Raw genomic sequence first — 16178 nt, 5'->3', positions numbered from 1 at the left:
TCGCAAAAGTTGGTCGGAATCGGGACTTGACCAGACTGCCGCAATCGTATTAAGCTGGCAGGGTTGCCCCGAAGCGGGCGAAGACAAGCAAGCGTGTTGTTTGAGAACTCAATAGTGTGTTTGGTGTATTTTTTTGTTGTTGTTTTTTGACTACGCCGTTCACGCCCCGTGTGAAGACGTAGTCGTATATTTAGATGCCAGTTATTGGCGTCTTGTCAGGTATCTCTGATTGTAAATTCACCTCGTTATCGAGGGGTCTTTGTTTGGAGAGTTTGATCCTGGCTCAGGACGAACGCTGGCGGCGTGCTTAACACATGCAAGTCGAACGGAAAGGCCCTTCGGGGTACTCGAGTGGCGAACGGGTGAGTAACACGTGGGCAATCTGCCCTGCACACCGGGATAAGCCTGGGAAACTGGGTCTAATACCGGATAGGACCACTTGGCGCATGCCTTGTGGTGGAAAGCTTTTGCGGTGTGGGATGGGCCCGCGGCCTATCAGCTTGTTGGTGGGGTGACGGCCTACCAAGGCGACGACGGGTAGCCGGCCTGAGAGGGTGTCCGGCCACACTGGGACTGAGATACGGCCCAGACTCCTACGGGAGGCAGCAGTGGGGAATATTGCACAATGGGCGCAAGCCTGATGCAGCGACGCCGCGTGGGGGATGACGGCCTTCGGGTTGTAAACCTCTTTCACCATCGACGAAGGTCCGGGTTTTCTCGGATTGACGGTAGGTGGAGAAGAAGCACCGGCCAACTACGTGCCAGCAGCCGCGGTAATACGTAGGGTGCGAGCGTTGTCCGGAATTACTGGGCGTAAAGAGCTCGTAGGTGGTTTGTCGCGTTGTTCGTGAAATCTCACGGCTTAACTGTGAGCGTGCGGGCGATACGGGCAGACTAGAGTACTGCAGGGGAGACTGGAATTCCTGGTGTAGCGGTGGAATGCGCAGATATCAGGAGGAACACCGGTGGCGAAGGCGGGTCTCTGGGCAGTAACTGACGCTGAGGAGCGAAAGCGTGGGGAGCGAACAGGATTAGATACCCTGGTAGTCCACGCCGTAAACGGTGGGTACTAGGTGTGGGTTTCCTTCCTTGGGATCCGTGCCGTAGCTAACGCATTAAGTACCCCGCCTGGGGAGTACGGCCGCAAGGCTAAAACTCAAAGGAATTGACGGGGGCCCGCACAAGCGGCGGAGCATGTGGATTAATTCGATGCAACGCGAAGAACCTTACCTGGGTTTGACATGCACAGGACGCGTCTAGAGATAGGCGTTCCCTTGTGGCCTGTGTGCAGGTGGTGCATGGCTGTCGTCAGCTCGTGTCGTGAGATGTTGGGTTAAGTCCCGCAACGAGCGCAACCCTTGTCTCATGTTGCCAGCGGGTAATGCCGGGGACTCGTGAGAGACTGCCGGGGTCAACTCGGAGGAAGGTGGGGATGACGTCAAGTCATCATGCCCCTTATGTCCAGGGCTTCACACATGCTACAATGGCCGGTACAAAGGGCTGCGATGCCGCGAGGTTAAGCGAATCCTTTTAAAGCCGGTCTCAGTTCGGATCGGGGTCTGCAACTCGACCCCGTGAAGTCGGAGTCGCTAGTAATCGCAGATCAGCAACGCTGCGGTGAATACGTTCCCGGGCCTTGTACACACCGCCCGTCACGTCATGAAAGTCGGTAACACCCGAAGCCAGTGGCCTAACCCTTGGGAGGGAGCTGTCGAAGGTGGGATCGGCGATTGGGACGAAGTCGTAACAAGGTAGCCGTACCGGAAGGTGCGGCTGGATCACCTCCTTTCTAAGGAGCACCACGAAAAGTGCCCCAATTGGTGGGGTACAAGCCGTGAGGGGTTCTCGTCTGTAGTGGACGAAGCCGGGTGCGCAACGGCAAATGAATCACCAACACACTATTGGGTCCTGAGGCAACAACTCGGACTTGTCTGGGTCGTTGTCCCACCATCTTGGTGGTGGGGTGTGGTGTTTGAGAACTGGATAGTGGTTGCGAGCATCAACTGGATGCGCTGCCCTGAGTGGTGGCGTGTTCTTTTGTGCAATTTTATTCTTTGGTTTTTGTAGTGTTTGTAAGTGTCTAAGGGCGCATGGTGGATGCCTTGGCATCGAGAGCCGATGAAGGACGTGGGAGGCTGCGATAAGCCTCGGGGAGCTGTCAACCGAGCGTGGATCCGAGGATTTCCGAATGGGGAAACCCAGCACGAGTGATGTCGTGTTACCCGTACCTGAATATATAGGGTGCGGGGGGGAACGCGGGGAAGTGAAACATCTCAGTACCCGTAGGAGAAGAAAACAAAAGTGATTCCGTCAGTAGTGGCGAGCGAACGCGGAACATGGCTAAACCGCACGCATGGGTAACCGGGTAGGGGTTGTGTGTGCGGGGTTGTGGGATCGATATGTCTCAGCTCTACCCAGCTGAGGGGCAGTCAGAAAGTGTCGTGGTTAACGGAAGTGGCCTGGGATGGTCTGCCGTAGACGGTGAGAGCCCGGTACGTGAAAACCCGGCACCTGCCTTGTATCAATTCCCGAGTAGCAGCGGGCCCGTGGAATCTGCTGTGAATCTGCCGGGACCACCCGGTAAGCCTAAATACTTCTCGATGACCGATAGCGGAATAGTACCGTGAGGGAATGGTGAAAAGTACCCCGGGAGGGGAGTGAAATAGTACCTGAAACCGTGTGCCTACAATCCGTCAGAGCCTCTCCGTTTATAGCGGGTGGGGTGATGGCGTGCCTTTTGAAGAATGAGCCTGCGAGTCAGGGACATGTCGCGAGGTTAACCCGAGCGGGGTAGCCGCAGCGAAAGCGAGTCTGAATAGGGCGTATCACGCGTAAGCGTGTGTAGTGGCGTGTTCTGGACCCGAAGCGGAGTGATCTACCCATGGCCAGGGTGAAGCGCGGGTAAGACCGCGTGGAGGCCCGAACCCACTTAGGTTGAAGACTGAGGGGATGAGCTGTGGGTAGGGGTGAAAGGCCAATCAAACTCCGTGATAGCTGGTTCTCCCCGAAATGCATTTAGGTGCAGCGTTGCGTGTTTCACCACGGAGGTAGAGCTACTGGATGGCCGATGGGCCCCACTAGGTTACTGACGTCAGCCAAACTCCGAATGCCGTGGTGTATAGCGTGGCAGTGAGACGGCGGGGGATAAGCTCCGTACGTCGAAAGGGAAACAGCCCAGATCGCCGGCTAAGGCCCCAAAGCGTGTGCTAAGTGGGAAAGGATGTGCAGTCGCAGAGACAACCAGGAGGTTGGCTTAGAAGCAGCCACCCTTGAAAGAGTGCGTAATAGCTCACTGGTCAAGTGATTGTGCGCCGATAATGTAGCGGGGCTCAAGCACACCGCCGAAGCCGCGACAACCGCAAGGTTGGGTAGGGGAGCGTCCCTCATTCAGCGAAGCTGCCGGGTGACCGGTGGTGGAGGGTGGGGGAGTGAGAATGCAGGCATGAGTAGCGATAAGGCAAGTGAGAACCTTGCCCGCCGAAAGACCAAGGGTTCCTGGGCCAGGCCAGTCCGCCCAGGGTGAGTCGGGACCTAAGGCGAGGCCGACAGGCGTAGTCGATGGACAACGGGTTGATATTCCCGTACCCGTGTGTGGGCGCCCGTGATGAATCAGCGGTACTAACCACCCAAAACCGGATCGATCACTCCCCTTCGGGGGCGTGGAGGTCCGGGGCTGCGTGGAACCTTCGCTGGTAGTAGTCAAGCGACGGGGTGACGCAGGAAGGCAGCCGTACCAGTCAGTGGTAATACTGGGGCAAGCCCGTAGGGAGAGCGATAGGCAAATCCGTCGCTCACTAATCCTGAGAGGTGACGCATAGCCGATTGAGGCGAATTCGGTGATCCTCTGCTGCCAAGAAAAGCCTCTAGCGAGCACACACACGGCCCGTACCCCAAACCGACACAGGTGGTCAGGTAGAGAATACCAAGGCGTACGAGATAACTATGGTTAAGGAACTCGGCAAAATGCCCCCGTAACTTCGGGAGAAGGGGGACCGGAATACCGTGAACACCGTTGCGGTGGGAGCGGGATTCGGTCGCAGAAACCAGTGAGAAGCGACTGTTTACTAAAAACACAGGTCCGTGCGAAGTCGCAAGACGATGTATACGGACTGACGCCTGCCCGGTGCTGGAAGGTTAAGAGGACCCGTTAACCCGCAAGGGTGAAGCGGAGAATTTAAGCCCCAGTAAACGGCGGTGGTAACTATAACCATCCTAAGGTAGCGAAATTCCTTGTCGGGTAAGTTCCGACCTGCACGAATGGCGTAACGACTTCTCAACTGTCTCAACCATAGACTCGGCGAAATTGCACTACGAGTAAAGATGCTCGTTACGCGCGGCAGGACGAAAAGACCCCGGGACCTTCACTACAACTTGGTATTGGTGTTCGGTACGGTTTGTGTAGGATAGGTGGGAGACTATGAGACCTCAACGCCAGTTGGGGTGGAGTCGTTGTTGAAATACCACTCTGATCGTATTGGACACCTAACGTCGAACCCTGAATCGGGTTCACGGACAGTGCCTGGCGGGTAGTTTAACTGGGGCGGTTGCCTCCTAAAATGTAACGGAGGCGCCCAAAGGTTCCCTCAACCTGGACGGCAATCAGGTGTTGAGTGTAAATGCACAAGGGAGCTTGACTGCGAGACTTACAAGTCAAGCAGGGACGAAAGTCGGGATTAGTGATCCGGCACCTCTGAGTGGAAGGGGTGTCGCTCAACGGATAAAAGGTACCCCGGGGATAACAGGCTGATCTTCCCCAAGAGTCCATATCGACGGGATGGTTTGGCACCTCGATGTCGGCTCGTCGCATCCTGGGGCTGGAGCAGGTCCCAAGGGTTGGGCTGTTCGCCCATTAAAGCGGCACGCGAGCTGGGTTTAGAACGTCGTGAGACAGTTCGGTCTCTATCCGCCGCGCGCGTCAGAAGCTTGAGGAAACCTGTCCCTAGTACGAGAGGACCGGGACGGACGAACCTCTAGTGCACCAGTTGTCCCACCAGGGGCACCGCTGGATAGCTACGTTCGGACAGGATAACCGCTGAAAGCATCTAAGCGGGAAACCTTCTCCAAGATCAGGCTTCTCACCCACTTGGTGGGATAAGGCCCCCCGCAGAACACGGGTTCGATAGGTCAGACCTGGAAGCTCAGTAATGAGTGAAGGGAACTGACACTAACCGGCCGAAAACTTACCAACACACAAAAATCGCAACCACTTTCCAACTCTCACGGCGTTAGCCGTGGGTCCACACCCCCCACCAATACAAATTTACATAGAGTTACGGCGGCCACAGCGACAGGGAAACGCCCGGTCCCATCCCGAACCCGGAAGCTAAGCCTGTCAGCGCCGATGATACTGCCCTTTTCGGGTGGAAAAGTAGGACACCGCCGAACATACAAAAACACCCCCGTTTACCGGGGGTGTTTTTGCATTGACAGGATTCATGTCAGTCGAACAATGTTACATTGACCGAAACGCGGTTCTTCTCTAATTCGAGCAGCGCTAGTTTCCGGTCAAGCCCGCCGCCGTAGCCGGTGAGCTTTCCGCTGGCGCCGATTACGCGGTGGCAGGGGATGACAATAGCGATGGGATTTCGCCCGTTGGCCAGACCGACGGCACGTGCAGCGCTCGGGGCGCCGATCTGTTGCGCGATCTCTCCGTAGCATCGAGTTTGGCCGTAGGGAATTGCTAGTAAGGCTTTCCATACACGCCGCTGGAATTCCGTCCCGCGCAGGTCCAGTTCCAGATCGAAATCACGGAGGTCGCCGGCGAAATAGGCGTCAAGCTGTTCGACCGCGGCTGGAAAGGCACGTTGATTTGGTAACCAACCGGCTCGGTTGGGTTCATGGGACTGATCGACCATCCGCAGGTTGGTCAATACGGCGCCGTTCCCGGCCAACGTCAATGGTCCGATTGGGCTGTCGATGGTGCGGTAATGAGTCATGCGACTTCCTTGGGTGGTGTAAGTGGCCAATGGTTTACCGGGTGCTCGAGCGTGGTCCACAAATGCTGTGTGGCATACGACCGCCAGGGCCGCCACCGGGCACTTCGCTCGGTAAGTGCGCGACGTTGCTCGGGCAGGCCCAGTTGTCTGGCGGCCAACCGGACACCGAGGTCCCCGGCGGGAAATGCGTCCGGGTCGCCCAAGCCCCGCATCGCGATGACCTCGGCCGTCCAAGGACCCACCCCGGGCAGGGCCAGCAACTGACTACGTGCTTCGGTCCAGTCGCAGCCCGGGTCTAGGCGGATCGTCCCGTCAGCTAGGCCACTGATGAGCGCGCCGAGTGTTCGCCGACGCGCGCTTGGGACGGCCAGGTGGACCGGGTCGATCTGCGACAGCTGCTCCACCGACGGGAAGGTACGGGTCAAGCCGCCGTTGGTGTCGTTGACCGGCTGTCCATAGGCGGCGACGAGCCGACTTGCGTGGGTTCGCGCGGCCTTGGTCGAAACCTGTTGAGCCAGCAGCGCTCGTACTGCGAGTTCAGCCTCGTCGACGGTGCGCGGAATTCGTTGTCCGGGTGCCTTGGTCACCACCGGGGCCAAGTCCGGGTCGCCGCTGAGTGCGCTGACCACAGCTTCGGGATCGGCATCGAGGTCCAGCAGCCGGCGGCACCGCGCTGTGGCGGCCGCGAGATCGCGGAAGTCATCGAGTGCCAGTAGGCAGCGGACATGATCGGCGGCCGGTGTCAGGGTGACCACAGCGGTGCCGGAGGTAAGCCGCAGCGTGCGTCGGTACGCGCCATTGCGCACTTCCTCGCAACCGCGCACGGCGCCGGCGGCCAGATGACCGAACACACCCTCATAGGCAAAGGGGGTGCGAACCGCGAGCCGCAGGGATATCGTCCCCGCGCCACCGGCCCCGGGCTCACGGCGGGAAGCGGCCCGCTCGCGCAACGCCGTCGGCGTGCTGTCGCAGACTAAGCGCACGGTGTCGTTGAACTGTCGGATGCTGGAAAACCCGGCGGCAAACGCGACGTCGCCAAACGGCAGATCGGTGGTCTCGATCAGCACCCGCGCCGTCTGCATTCGCTGTGCGCGGGCCAGTGCCAGCGGGCCGGCACCTACCTCGGCGCGCAGCAACCGCTGCACCTGACGCGTGGTGTAACCCAGACGGGCCGCCAGCCCGGTGACGCCTTCGCGATCCACCGTCCCGTCGGCGATGAGCCGCATGGCCCGCGCCACCACATCGCCGCGAACGTTCCACTCCGGAGAACCCGGAGACGCGTCAGGACGGCATCGTTTGCAAGCACGGAAGCCCTGCTGTTGGGCCGCCGCCGCCGTCGGCAGGAACCGCACGTTGTGCGCATATGGTGGCCGTACCGGACAACTGGGCCGGCAGTAGATCCGTGTCGTCAAGACCGCGATCACGAACCAGCCGTCGAACCGGGCGTCCTTGGCCTGGACCGCTCGGTAGCAGCGTTCGAAATCTTCGTGCACAGTTCGACAATTACACCCGACCTCCGACATGGCTGGCGGGAAAGCGACATCAAGGACATGTGTGCCGTGCCTTGGGGTGGGCGGCCGCAGGTTACCTGCGCGGTGTGGCCGGCTCGACCGGCGATGCCAACCGGGTGGGCTGCTTGTGCCCACGAAGCTTCACGTGCCTTCCCAAAGTCCAATGGGCACGCTCGCTTTCGCTCGCTGCCTCTACTGTCTGCGCTGAAGCCAGTAACTTGCCCGGGCGCGATTTCGCTCGTTCGCACAGTCGGGCCGCCTCGTTTACCGGTTCGCCGATCACGGTGTATTCGAACCGCTCCTTGGAGCCGACATTGCCGGCCACCACCTGCCCCGAAGCCACCCCGATGCCCGCCGGACACTCCCGTATTTCCTCGGCCAGTCGCTGAGCCAGCGTGCGTGCGCAGGCCAACGCCTGGTCTTCGGGTCGGTCGAGGTGGTTGGGGGCACCAAAAATGGCCAGCGAGGCGTCGCCCTCGAACTTGTTGACCAGCCCGCAATGGCGATCGACCTCTTCCACCACGATCGCGAAGAAGCGGTTGAGTAACTGCACCACCTCGGCCGGAGGCTGGCTGGTCACCAACTTCGTCGAGCCGACGATGTCAAGGAACACCACCGCGACGTGGCGTTCTTCTCCGCCCAGCTTCGGCCGCTCCCGCTCGGCCGCGAGGGCCACCTCGCGTCCCACATGGCGACCGAACAGGTCGCGCACCCGCTCGCGTTCCCGCAGGCCGTCGACCATCGCGTTGAAACCACGTTGCAGCTCACCGAGCTCCGTTCCGTCGAACACGACCAGGTCGCCTCGGAGATCCCCTCGTTCCACGCGCTGCAGTGCCGCTCGGACGACGCGTACCGGTGTCGCGGTGAGCCAGGCCAAGATCCACATCAGGACAAACCCGAAGACCAACGTTGCCATCGACACGATGAGCACACCGACCGCGAACTGAGTCGCCGTGAGATTCCGCATCTCGATCTGGAAGATTGCAATCAGGGCGATACCGACGATGGGAACACCCGATCCCAACAGCCACACCATCATGGTTCGGCCCATGATCCCCGATGCCAGTCGCCGGGGCGGCGGTCCCGCCTCGAGCGCCTGAGCCGCTACCGGACGCAATGCGAACTCGGTGAGCAGGTAGCTGCCCGTGGCGACCAGCAGCCCGCAAAAGGTCACCGCGAAGAGGAAGCGGGGGATGAACATGGTGTTGGCCATGCCATAGAGCGTTGTCAGCAGCGCCGCGCCCACTCCCCAGAGGATCAGGTCGACAATAGCGACCCTCCAAGGCGTGATGAAGGTATTGCGCTCGTCGCCCGGGGTTGGTGCGCGCTCCTCGATCGCCCAGCGCAGCGCGATCACCGTTCGTCGCGTGATCCAATACGCTCCGAGCGCCAAGGCGACCGCAATGTAGGCCGGTACAACGGCGAACGACACCCACAACGGCGCATCGGAAAAGACACTCGGCTCGGGAATGGCGACGGTAACCAACAGGATGGAAACCCCGATTCCGATCAGGTTCGCCGCCACCACCATCACCGTCAAGATGACCTGGATGCGTATCCGCCGTCGTCGTTGGTCTTCTGATACCCGACCCAGCAGCCAGGAACCGTAAGCGGGCGTTTCAGAGAGCCGGCCGCTCTGGCGGGTCACCGCCTCAAGTACCCGGCCCAACCGTTGCGCCATACTTTCTTCGGCCACCATTGTGGAGTCAGTCTAGTCTGGAACCGTCACGTGGTTGACGTGCTGGCCCGAGTGGGTTTCGGGTTCGCCTCGCGTCTGTGGTAGCGGCCCGCGGCGTCGATGGGCTTGTCGCACCGTCGGCGTTGACGGAAATGGCTGCAGCCGTTGATATTCCGGTTGTGAGCCATCTCGAAGCCACAAATCGGCGGTTGCCTTACTCGTTGGCGCCGCACGTTAGCCGTTGGCGGTCATGGTTGCGCCGGCGCTGGATGCATTCTGTGGATGAGCGTTATCACCGGTCTGCGTCGGTGATGCCAGCCGGGTGGGCTGGCCGAGCCCGCGAAGTGTCACGACCTCGCCCAGATGCCAAAGGGGACTTTCGCGTTCGGTTGCGCCACGCAATGTGTCGGCGGTGGCCAACAATCGACCCGGATGTGACTTGGCCAATTCGCAAAGGCGGGCCGCTTCGTTGACCGGCGGACCGATCACGGTGTATTCGAACCGCTCGTTGGCGCCGACGTTACCGGCGACCACCTGCCCCGATGCCACCCCAATGCCAGCCGGACACTCGGGCACTTCATGGGCCAGTCGTTCGGCAATTGCACGTGCGGCGGCCAGGGCCTGATCTTCGGGTTGTTCAAGGTGATTGGGAGCGCCGAAAATGGCCAGCGACGCGTCGCCCTGAAACTTGTTGACCAGCCCGTGATGTCGGTCAACCTCCTTGATGACCACTGCGAAAAACCGGTTGAGCAACTGCACGACGTCGGCCGGAGGCTGGGTGCTCACCAACATTGTGGAGCCGACGATATCGATGAAGACGACGGCGACATGGCGTTCTTCGCCACCCAATTGCGGCGGCTGGCGTTCGGCGGCAAGGGCGACTTCTCGACCGACGTGCCGGCCAAAAAGGTCACGGACCCGCTCGCGCTCACGCAGCCCGTGGACCATCGAGTTGAATCCGCGCTGTAGCTCACCGAGTTCGCTGCCGTCGAACACCACCAAATCGTCGGTAAGGTCGCCCTGCTCGACGCGCTTGAGCGCCGCGCGCACGACGTCCACCGGGGTTGCCGTCATCCAGGCAAGCATCCACATCAGGACGAAACCGAAGACCAAAACCGGCACCCACAAGATCAGTACTGAGATTATGTATTGGTCGTTCTCGAGATCCGAAAACGAATTCTCGAATAATGCGGTGACGGCGATTCCGGTGTTGGGCAGCCCCGAACACAGCAGCCATACCACCATGGTCCGGCCCATGATGCCCGGCACTAGGGATCGCGGCGTTGGTCCTACTTCAAGTGCCCGGGCGGCCACGGGGCGCAGCGCGAATTCAGATAGCAAATAAGAGCTGGTGGCCACAAGAACGCCGACAACGCTCATCGAAAACAAGAACCGTGGGACAAACAGCGGGTTGGCTAAACCGTAGAGGGTGCTCCACAATGCCATCCCGAATCCCCACACGAAAAGAACGACCAACGCCACGCGCGCCGGGATGCGGAATGCATCGCGCGCTTCGGCCCGGGTTGGTGTGCGTGCTTCGATCGCCCATCGCAGTGCCCGAGTCGTTTGCCGGGTAAGCCACGATGCGCCCAGTACCACAGCGAGCAGGTTGTAAGCGGGCACCAGCCCGAAGGACAGCCAATGCGGCGCGTCGAAGATCACGCTCGGTTTCGGGAAGGCAATAGTGAGTAGCAGAGTGGCGATGATCATCCCGACCAACTGCGCGACCAGAATGGCGACGGTCATCATCACCTGGATACGTATCCGTCGGTGTTCCAGGCGTTCCGATGCCCCGCCGAGCAGCCGTGATCCGTAAGCGGGGGTTTCCGACGACCAGCTGTACTGGCGGGTCACTTTCTCAATCACCCGATCCAAGCGCTGCGCCACGGTCTTCAGGGACGGCATTGTGGCTTCAGCCTAAATTGTCGGACCTGCTCTAACCGTATTTTTTGGCGGAACTGTATCCGTATCAGGCATTGATCGGTGCTGGATCCGTAGCGCACGATCGGTTTGTCTTAAGGCGCGGCATCGTTTTGGCGTCGCCACCGTCGATAGCCCGTCCGACCTGTCGAGCTAAACGACCAGGAAAGAGCCGTGGCCCCGACGCGTCCGATCTGCCGATACCGGCCAGCTATGCGCATCGCATCTCGAAAACAGCATCCACACAGGCCAATCCGTGACTCGACGGCAGCCATGCCTACCGGTGCGCTAGGGCGAAGCTATCCGAGGCTAAGGTGAATCGGGTGCGGCTAGTCATCGCTCAATGCACGGTCGACTACATCGGCCGGCTGACCGCGCATCTGCCCTCGGCGCGCAGGTTGTTGTTGTTCAAGGCTGACGGATCGGTCAGCGTGCACGCCGACGACCGCGCTTACAAGCCGCTGAACTGGATGAGTCCCCCCTGCTGGCTGACCGAGGAACCGGGTGCGGAATCACCGGTGTGGGTGGTCACGAACAAGTCCGGCGAACAGTTGCGCATCACCGTCGAAGAGATCGAACACGACTCGAGTCACGAGTTGGGTATCGACCCCGGACTGGTGAAGGACGGCGTCGAGGCCCACTTGCAGGCCTTGCTCGCCGAGCACGTTCAACTTCTGGGTGAGGGCTATACGCTGATCCGACGCGAGTATATGACCGCGATCGGGCCGGTCGATCTGCTGTGCCGTGACGAACATGGCGGCTGCGTGGCAGTGGAGATCAAGCGGCGCGGCGAGATCGACGGGGTGGAGCAGCTCACCCGATATCTCGAATTGCTCAATCGTGACAGCGTTCTCGCGCCGGTCAAGGGTGTGTTCGCCGCTCAACAGATCAAGCCACAGGCCCGCACCTTGGCTACCGACCGCGGCATCCGTTGCCTCACACTGGATTACGACAAGATGCGCGGTATGGACAATGATGAGTACCGGCTGTTCTGACGATGGCTCGCCGTCGTAGTCGTCCGATACGGCAGCAGCCAGTCGTGCCGTCGCCGATCCAGCGCCGGATCGAGACCGGGCCAGATGGCTACGACTACGAAGTCCGTGCAATCGCGGCTGCGCGTGCCCTCAAAATCTACCGGTGTCCCGGGTGCGATCACGAAATCCGTTCGGGAACTTCGCATGTAGTGGTATGGCCCGCCGAAAACCCGAAAGCTGTCGAGGACCGCCGGCACTGGCACACCCCATGTTGGGCTAACCGTTCGACTCGAGGACCGACCCGTAAGTGGTCTTAGCTCTCGGCGCTCAGCGAGCAGGCTCGACCAGTTCGATCAGCACGCCGCCGGCGTCCTTCGGGTGGATGAAGTTGATTCGGGAATTCGCCGTGCCACGCCGGGGAGCCTCGTATACCAAGCGGACGCCTTGCGAGCGTAGCCGGCGGCTGAGGGCGTCAAGATCGGCGACCCGGCAGGCGAACTGCTGGATGCCCGGTCCACGCTTCTGCAGAAACTTTGCGATCGCCGACGATTCATTCATCGGGGCCATCAATTGAATCTGGGCCGTGGAGCCCGGTACCGCAAGCATGGCTTCACGGATTCCCTGGTCATCGTTGAGCTCCTCGTGCACCAGGATCATGCCGAGGTGTTCGTGGTACCACTCGATGGCCGCGTCTAGATCGGCAACGGCGATGCCGACGTGATCCAGCCCGGTCACCAAGGAGGTGGCCACAACCTGACGGGCGTCAACTTGATCGGTGGTCATAACACAACGGTAACCTCATGGGGAAGAATCTGCTTCTCCGGGTTGACTGGATCGGCCGTTCCCACGCTCTTAGGAGGTAGTCATGACGACGTCGGTGATCGTTGCTGGAGCCCGGACGCCCATCGGTAAGTTGATGGGTTCGCTGAAGGACTTCAGCGCCAGTGACCTGGGCGCCATCGCCATCAGGGCTGCCCTGGAAAAAGCATTCCCGGGTGTGGAAAACCCGGCATCGCTGGTCGAGTACGTGATCATGGGCCAGGTTCTCACAGCGGGCGCCGGACAGATGCCCGCACGGCAGGCGGCGGTCGCGGCGGGCATCGGCTGGGATGTGCCGGCGCTGACCATCAACAAGATGTGTCTGTCCGGCATCGACGCCATTGCGCTTGCTGACCAGCTGATTCGTGCTGGAGAATTCGACGTGGTGGTGGCCGGGGGTCAGGAGTCGATGACGAAGGCCCCGCATCTGCTGATGGACAGCCGGGCCGGCTACAAGTACGGCGACGTCACGGTTGTCGACCACATGGCTTACGACGGTCTGCACGACGTGTTCACCGATCAGCCCATGGGCGCGCTTACCGAGCAACGCAACGACATCGACCAGTTCACCCGCGCTGAGCAGGACGAGTACGCGGCGCAGTCACACCAGAAAGCGGCCGCTGCCTGGAAGGACGGGGTGTTCGCCGACGAAGTGGTGCCGGTGAGTATTCCTCAGCGCAAAGGTGATCCACTGCAGTTCAGCGACGATGAAGGGATCCGCGCCAACACAACCGCCGATTCGTTGGGCGGTCTCAAGCCGGCTTTTCGGAAAGACGGCACCATCACCGCCGGCTCGGCCTCACAGATCTCCGACGGCGCCTGCGCCGTCGTGGTGATGAGCAAAGAAAAGGCCCGAGAGCTGGGAGTTTCGTGGCTGGTCGAGATCGGCGCGCATGGAGTCGTGGCCGGCCCGGATTCGACGTTGCAGTCGCAACCGGCCAACGCGATCAAGAAGGCGCTCACGCGTGAGGGCATCTCGGTCGGCCAGCTCGATGTCGTCGAGATCAACGAGGCATTCGCCGCGGTCGCGCTGGCTTCGACGAGAGAGCTGGGGGTTGATCCCGAGATCGTCAATGTCAACGGTGGCGCGATCGCCGTCGGTCATCCCATCGGGATGTCGGGCGCGCGCATCACGCTGCACGTGGCACTCGAACTGGCCCGCCGCGGCTCCGGTTATGGCGTTGCTGCCCTATGTGGTGCGGGTGGCCAGGGCGACGCGCTGATCTTGCGGGCCGGCTAGTGTCGGCAGGCATGGCGACGTTGCTGGGATTCGTTTGTCGGATACTGATGTGATCTTCGTCATATATGGCGGCCGCGACCGCTCAGGCCATTTTTCGGCGATGATTTCCGCCGTCGTATGACGGTCGGCGCCACCGGTTGAAGAGTGCGCGACCCCCGCGTGACAGACTTGATGACGTGACACGTCCCCGACCTCCGATCGGGCCTGCCATGGCCGGTGCGGTCGACCTTTCCGGTCTCAAACAACGAGCTCAACAAAACGCTGCAACAGCCGGGGCCGCCGGCCGGACACCTTCGGGTCAGCCGGGCGCGGTCGAGATCACCGAAGCCAATTTCGAGGACGAAGTGATCGCCCGCTCCGATGAGGTGCCCGTCGTGGTGCTGCTGTGGTCACCGCGCAGCGACGTGTGCGTTGACCTGCTCGACACGTTGTCTGGCCTGGCCGCAGCTGATCAGGGCACCTGGCAGCTGGCGACGGTCAACGTCGACGTTGCTCCCAGAGTGGCTCAGATATTCGGTGTCCAGGCGGTCCCGACCGTGGTGGCACTGGCTGCGGCGCAACCGATCTCGAGCTTCCAGGGCCCCCAGCCCGCCGATCAGCTACGACGCTGGCTAGACTCGCTGTTGTCGGCGACAGCGGGAAAGCTCAGGGGCGCAACGGGTTCGGGAGAGTTCACTGAGGTCGACCCGGCCGTGGCGCAGGCCCGGGCGGAACTCGAGGCCGGTGACTTCGAGGCGGCCAAGAAGTCTTATCAAGCGATTCTGGACGCCGAGCCGGGCAATGTTGAAGCGAAGGCGGCGATCCGGCAGATCGACTTCCTCACTCGCGCAACCGCACAGCGGCCGGATGCGGTCCTGATCGCCGACGCCGCGCCCGATGACATCGAAGCTGCGTTCGCGGCCGCCGACGTGCAAATCCTCAACCAGGATGTCACCGGCGCGTTCGGTCGTCTGGTTGCCTTGGTGCGCAGCACAGCTGGTGATGAGCGCACCAGGGTGCGCACTCGGCTGATCGAGCTGTTCGAGCTGTTCGACCCTGCCGACCCCGAAGTCATCTCCGGTCGGCGCAATCTTGCCAACGCCCTTTACTGAGCGGTACTGAGTGGTGGGTCGGACAGGCCTAATTTTTCTGAGGTCCTGTCAGCGTGGAAGGCAAGCACTTTGCTGGTGAGGTCGTCGAGGCCGTGGTGTCGACGACGACCACCGCGTCGATGCGACCGCGTGAGCTGTCGAACCCTCCAGGAGCGGGCGGGTGCGTGTCGACGTTGACGCCACGCTGACCGGTCGACCGCAGCGACAGCAGGGCAGTGGCCGCAGAACTGCTCGACAAATGGTGCGCGAGCGGCGACGCCTGCCCAGCGAGTGGTGGTGTCCAAGCGTCTTGACCATGGCTCGGTCGGTGCGTTGCCCGATCACCGAGACCATCAAATCACTGAAGTTCAGTATTCGCCGAGCTGGCCAATCTGGTCTTGGCTGCGGGGTGATGTTGTTCCAAAGGGGGCTTTCTTGCGGAACGGTGTGGTTTGCGACTCTGCGCTGGCATACTCAAGTATTTTCCGCGACCGTCCTGGAGTTTGCAGACCTGGAAGGAGATCACCGTGTCGTTCGTGATGGCAGTACCTGAGATGTTTGCGATGGCAGGGGCTGATTTGGCGGGTATCGGGTCGGTGATTGTCGAGGCAGATGCGGCTGCGGGGGCTGCGACGACGGCTGTGTTGGCGGCTGGTGCCGATGAGGTGTCGGTGGCGATCGCGACGCTGTTTGGTGCACATGGGCAGGCTTATCAGGCGTTGAGCGCGCAGGCGGCGAAGTTTCACGCTCAGTTTGTGCAGACTCTGGCCGCTGCGGGCAGTTCGTACGCGGCCGCCGAAGCGGCCAATGTTGAGCAGACGTTGCTTGGTGCGATCAATGCGCCGGCTCAAGCGTTGTTGGGTCGTCCACTGATCGGCAACGGTGCGAACGGCGCGCCCGGTCAGCCCGGCGGTCCCGGCGGGCTGCTTTATGGCAATGGCGGCAATGGTGGTGCCGGTGTCACCGCGGGGGTGGCTGGTGGTCGTGGTGGAGCGGCGGGACTGATCGGAAACGGTGGACTGGGTGGGGC

Annotated in this window: 10 protein-coding genes and 3 rRNA genes; 8 read left to right on the top strand and 5 right to left on the bottom strand. The window is 61.1% G+C overall.

The genetic code is table 11. The annotated features are described in order from the left end of the window. The first annotated feature begins 260 nt into the window (after positions 1-260). From EET13_RS20155 to rrf, 3 genes are all read left to right on the top strand, one after another. Positions 261-1789 (top strand): 16S ribosomal RNA (locus EET13_RS20155). Between the two features lie 281 nt (positions 1790-2070). Further along, positions 2071-5188, top strand: a 23S ribosomal RNA gene (locus EET13_RS20150). Between the two features lie 83 nt (positions 5189-5271). Continuing rightward, positions 5272-5385: ribosomal RNA gene (gene rrf / locus EET13_RS20145) — 5S ribosomal RNA — on the top strand. Together the 16S, 23S and 5S rRNA genes form the textbook arrangement of a ribosomal RNA operon. 53 nt (positions 5386-5438) lie before the next feature. Here rrf and EET13_RS20140 read toward each other — a convergent pair. The 4 genes from EET13_RS20140 to EET13_RS20125 all read right to left on the bottom strand — a co-directional run bounded on the left by EET13_RS20140 (position 5439) and on the right by EET13_RS20125 (position 11030). Next, positions 5439-5936 (bottom strand): methylated-DNA--[protein]-cysteine S-methyltransferase, encoded by a 498-nt coding sequence (locus tag EET13_RS20140; RefSeq protein ID WP_122443939.1) that lies wholly within the window; start codon positions 5934-5936, stop codon positions 5439-5441. After that, positions 5933-7429, bottom strand: coding sequence for a DNA-3-methyladenine glycosylase 2 family protein (locus tag EET13_RS20135; protein ID WP_122443938.1), 1497 nt, complete (start codon positions 7427-7429; stop codon positions 5933-5935). Before EET13_RS20135 ends, EET13_RS20140 begins: the two co-directional genes overlap by 4 nt. Before the next feature lie 91 nt (positions 7430-7520). Next, on the bottom strand, positions 7521-9146 hold the full coding sequence (locus tag EET13_RS20130; RefSeq protein ID WP_122443937.1) for an adenylate/guanylate cyclase domain-containing protein: 1626 nt from the start codon (positions 9144-9146) through the stop codon (positions 7521-7523). Between the two features lie 213 nt (positions 9147-9359). Next, entirely contained in the window at positions 9360-11030 is a 1671-nt protein-coding gene (locus tag EET13_RS20125) for an adenylate/guanylate cyclase domain-containing protein (protein ID WP_122443936.1), read from the bottom strand. Between the two features lie 338 nt (positions 11031-11368). Here EET13_RS20125 and nucS point away from each other — a divergent pair, with 338 nt between their 5' ends. Further along, the gene (nucS, locus tag EET13_RS20120; protein WP_122443965.1) at positions 11369-12040 is read left to right on the top strand and encodes an endonuclease NucS; all 672 of its coding nucleotides are present in this window, start codon (positions 11369-11371) and stop codon (positions 12038-12040) included. A gap of 2 nt (positions 12041-12042) precedes the next feature. Then, positions 12043-12336 carry a hypothetical protein gene (locus tag EET13_RS31705; protein ID WP_122443935.1) on the top strand — a complete coding sequence of 98 codons (294 nt, stop codon included), beginning with the start codon at positions 12043-12045 and terminating at the stop codon, positions 12334-12336. Between the two features lie 10 nt (positions 12337-12346). On the opposite strand, the gene mce is transcribed toward EET13_RS31705, so the two are convergent. Then, complete coding sequence (gene mce / locus EET13_RS20110; RefSeq protein WP_122443934.1) at positions 12347-12802, bottom strand: methylmalonyl-CoA epimerase; 456 nt, start codon at positions 12800-12802, stop codon at positions 12347-12349. Between the two features lie 82 nt (positions 12803-12884). On the opposite strand from mce, the gene EET13_RS20105 reads away from it, so the two are divergent. The 3 genes from EET13_RS20105 to EET13_RS20095 form a co-directional block, all read left to right on the top strand. Beyond that, on the top strand, positions 12885-14078 hold the full coding sequence (locus EET13_RS20105) for an acetyl-CoA C-acetyltransferase (protein ID WP_122443933.1): 1194 nt from the start codon (positions 12885-12887) through the stop codon (positions 14076-14078). 176 nt (positions 14079-14254) lie between these two features. Beyond that, positions 14255-15169, top strand: a complete 915-nt coding sequence (locus EET13_RS20100; protein WP_122443932.1) for a thioredoxin family protein — start codon at positions 14255-14257, stop codon at positions 15167-15169. 506 nt (positions 15170-15675) lie between these two features. Next, the coding region (locus EET13_RS20095; protein WP_136623206.1) for a PE family protein at positions 15676-16178 on the top strand (503 nt) is incomplete at its 3' end.

The organism is Mycobacterium attenuatum, assembly GCF_900566085.1.
In the GTDB taxonomy this organism is placed as follows: domain Bacteria; phylum Actinomycetota; class Actinomycetes; order Mycobacteriales; family Mycobacteriaceae; genus Mycobacterium; species Mycobacterium attenuatum.
Note: the sequence above shows the minus strand (reverse complement) of the source record. Positions and strands in the feature narration are given on the sequence as shown.

Bases quoted from the DNA above. Each gene is read 5' to 3' on its own strand.
- mce (WP_122443934.1), bottom strand. From the start codon at position 12,802: ATGACCACCGATCAAGTTGACGCCCGTCAGGTTGTGGCCACCTCCTTG.
- EET13_RS20130 (WP_122443937.1), bottom strand. From the start codon at position 9,146: ATGGTGGCCGAAGAAAGTATGGCGCAACGGTTGGGCCGGGTACTTGAG.
- EET13_RS20125 (WP_122443936.1), bottom strand. From the start codon at position 11,030: ATGCCGTCCCTGAAGACCGTGGCGCAGCGCTTGGATCGGGTGATTGAG.
- EET13_RS20105 (WP_122443933.1), top strand. From the start codon at position 12,885: ATGACGACGTCGGTGATCGTTGCTGGAGCCCGGACGCCCATCGGTAAG.
- EET13_RS20140 (WP_122443939.1), bottom strand. From the start codon at position 5,936: ATGACTCATTACCGCACCATCGACAGCCCAATCGGACCATTGACGTTG.
- EET13_RS31705 (WP_122443935.1), top strand. From the start codon at position 12,043: ATGGCTCGCCGTCGTAGTCGTCCGATACGGCAGCAGCCAGTCGTGCCG.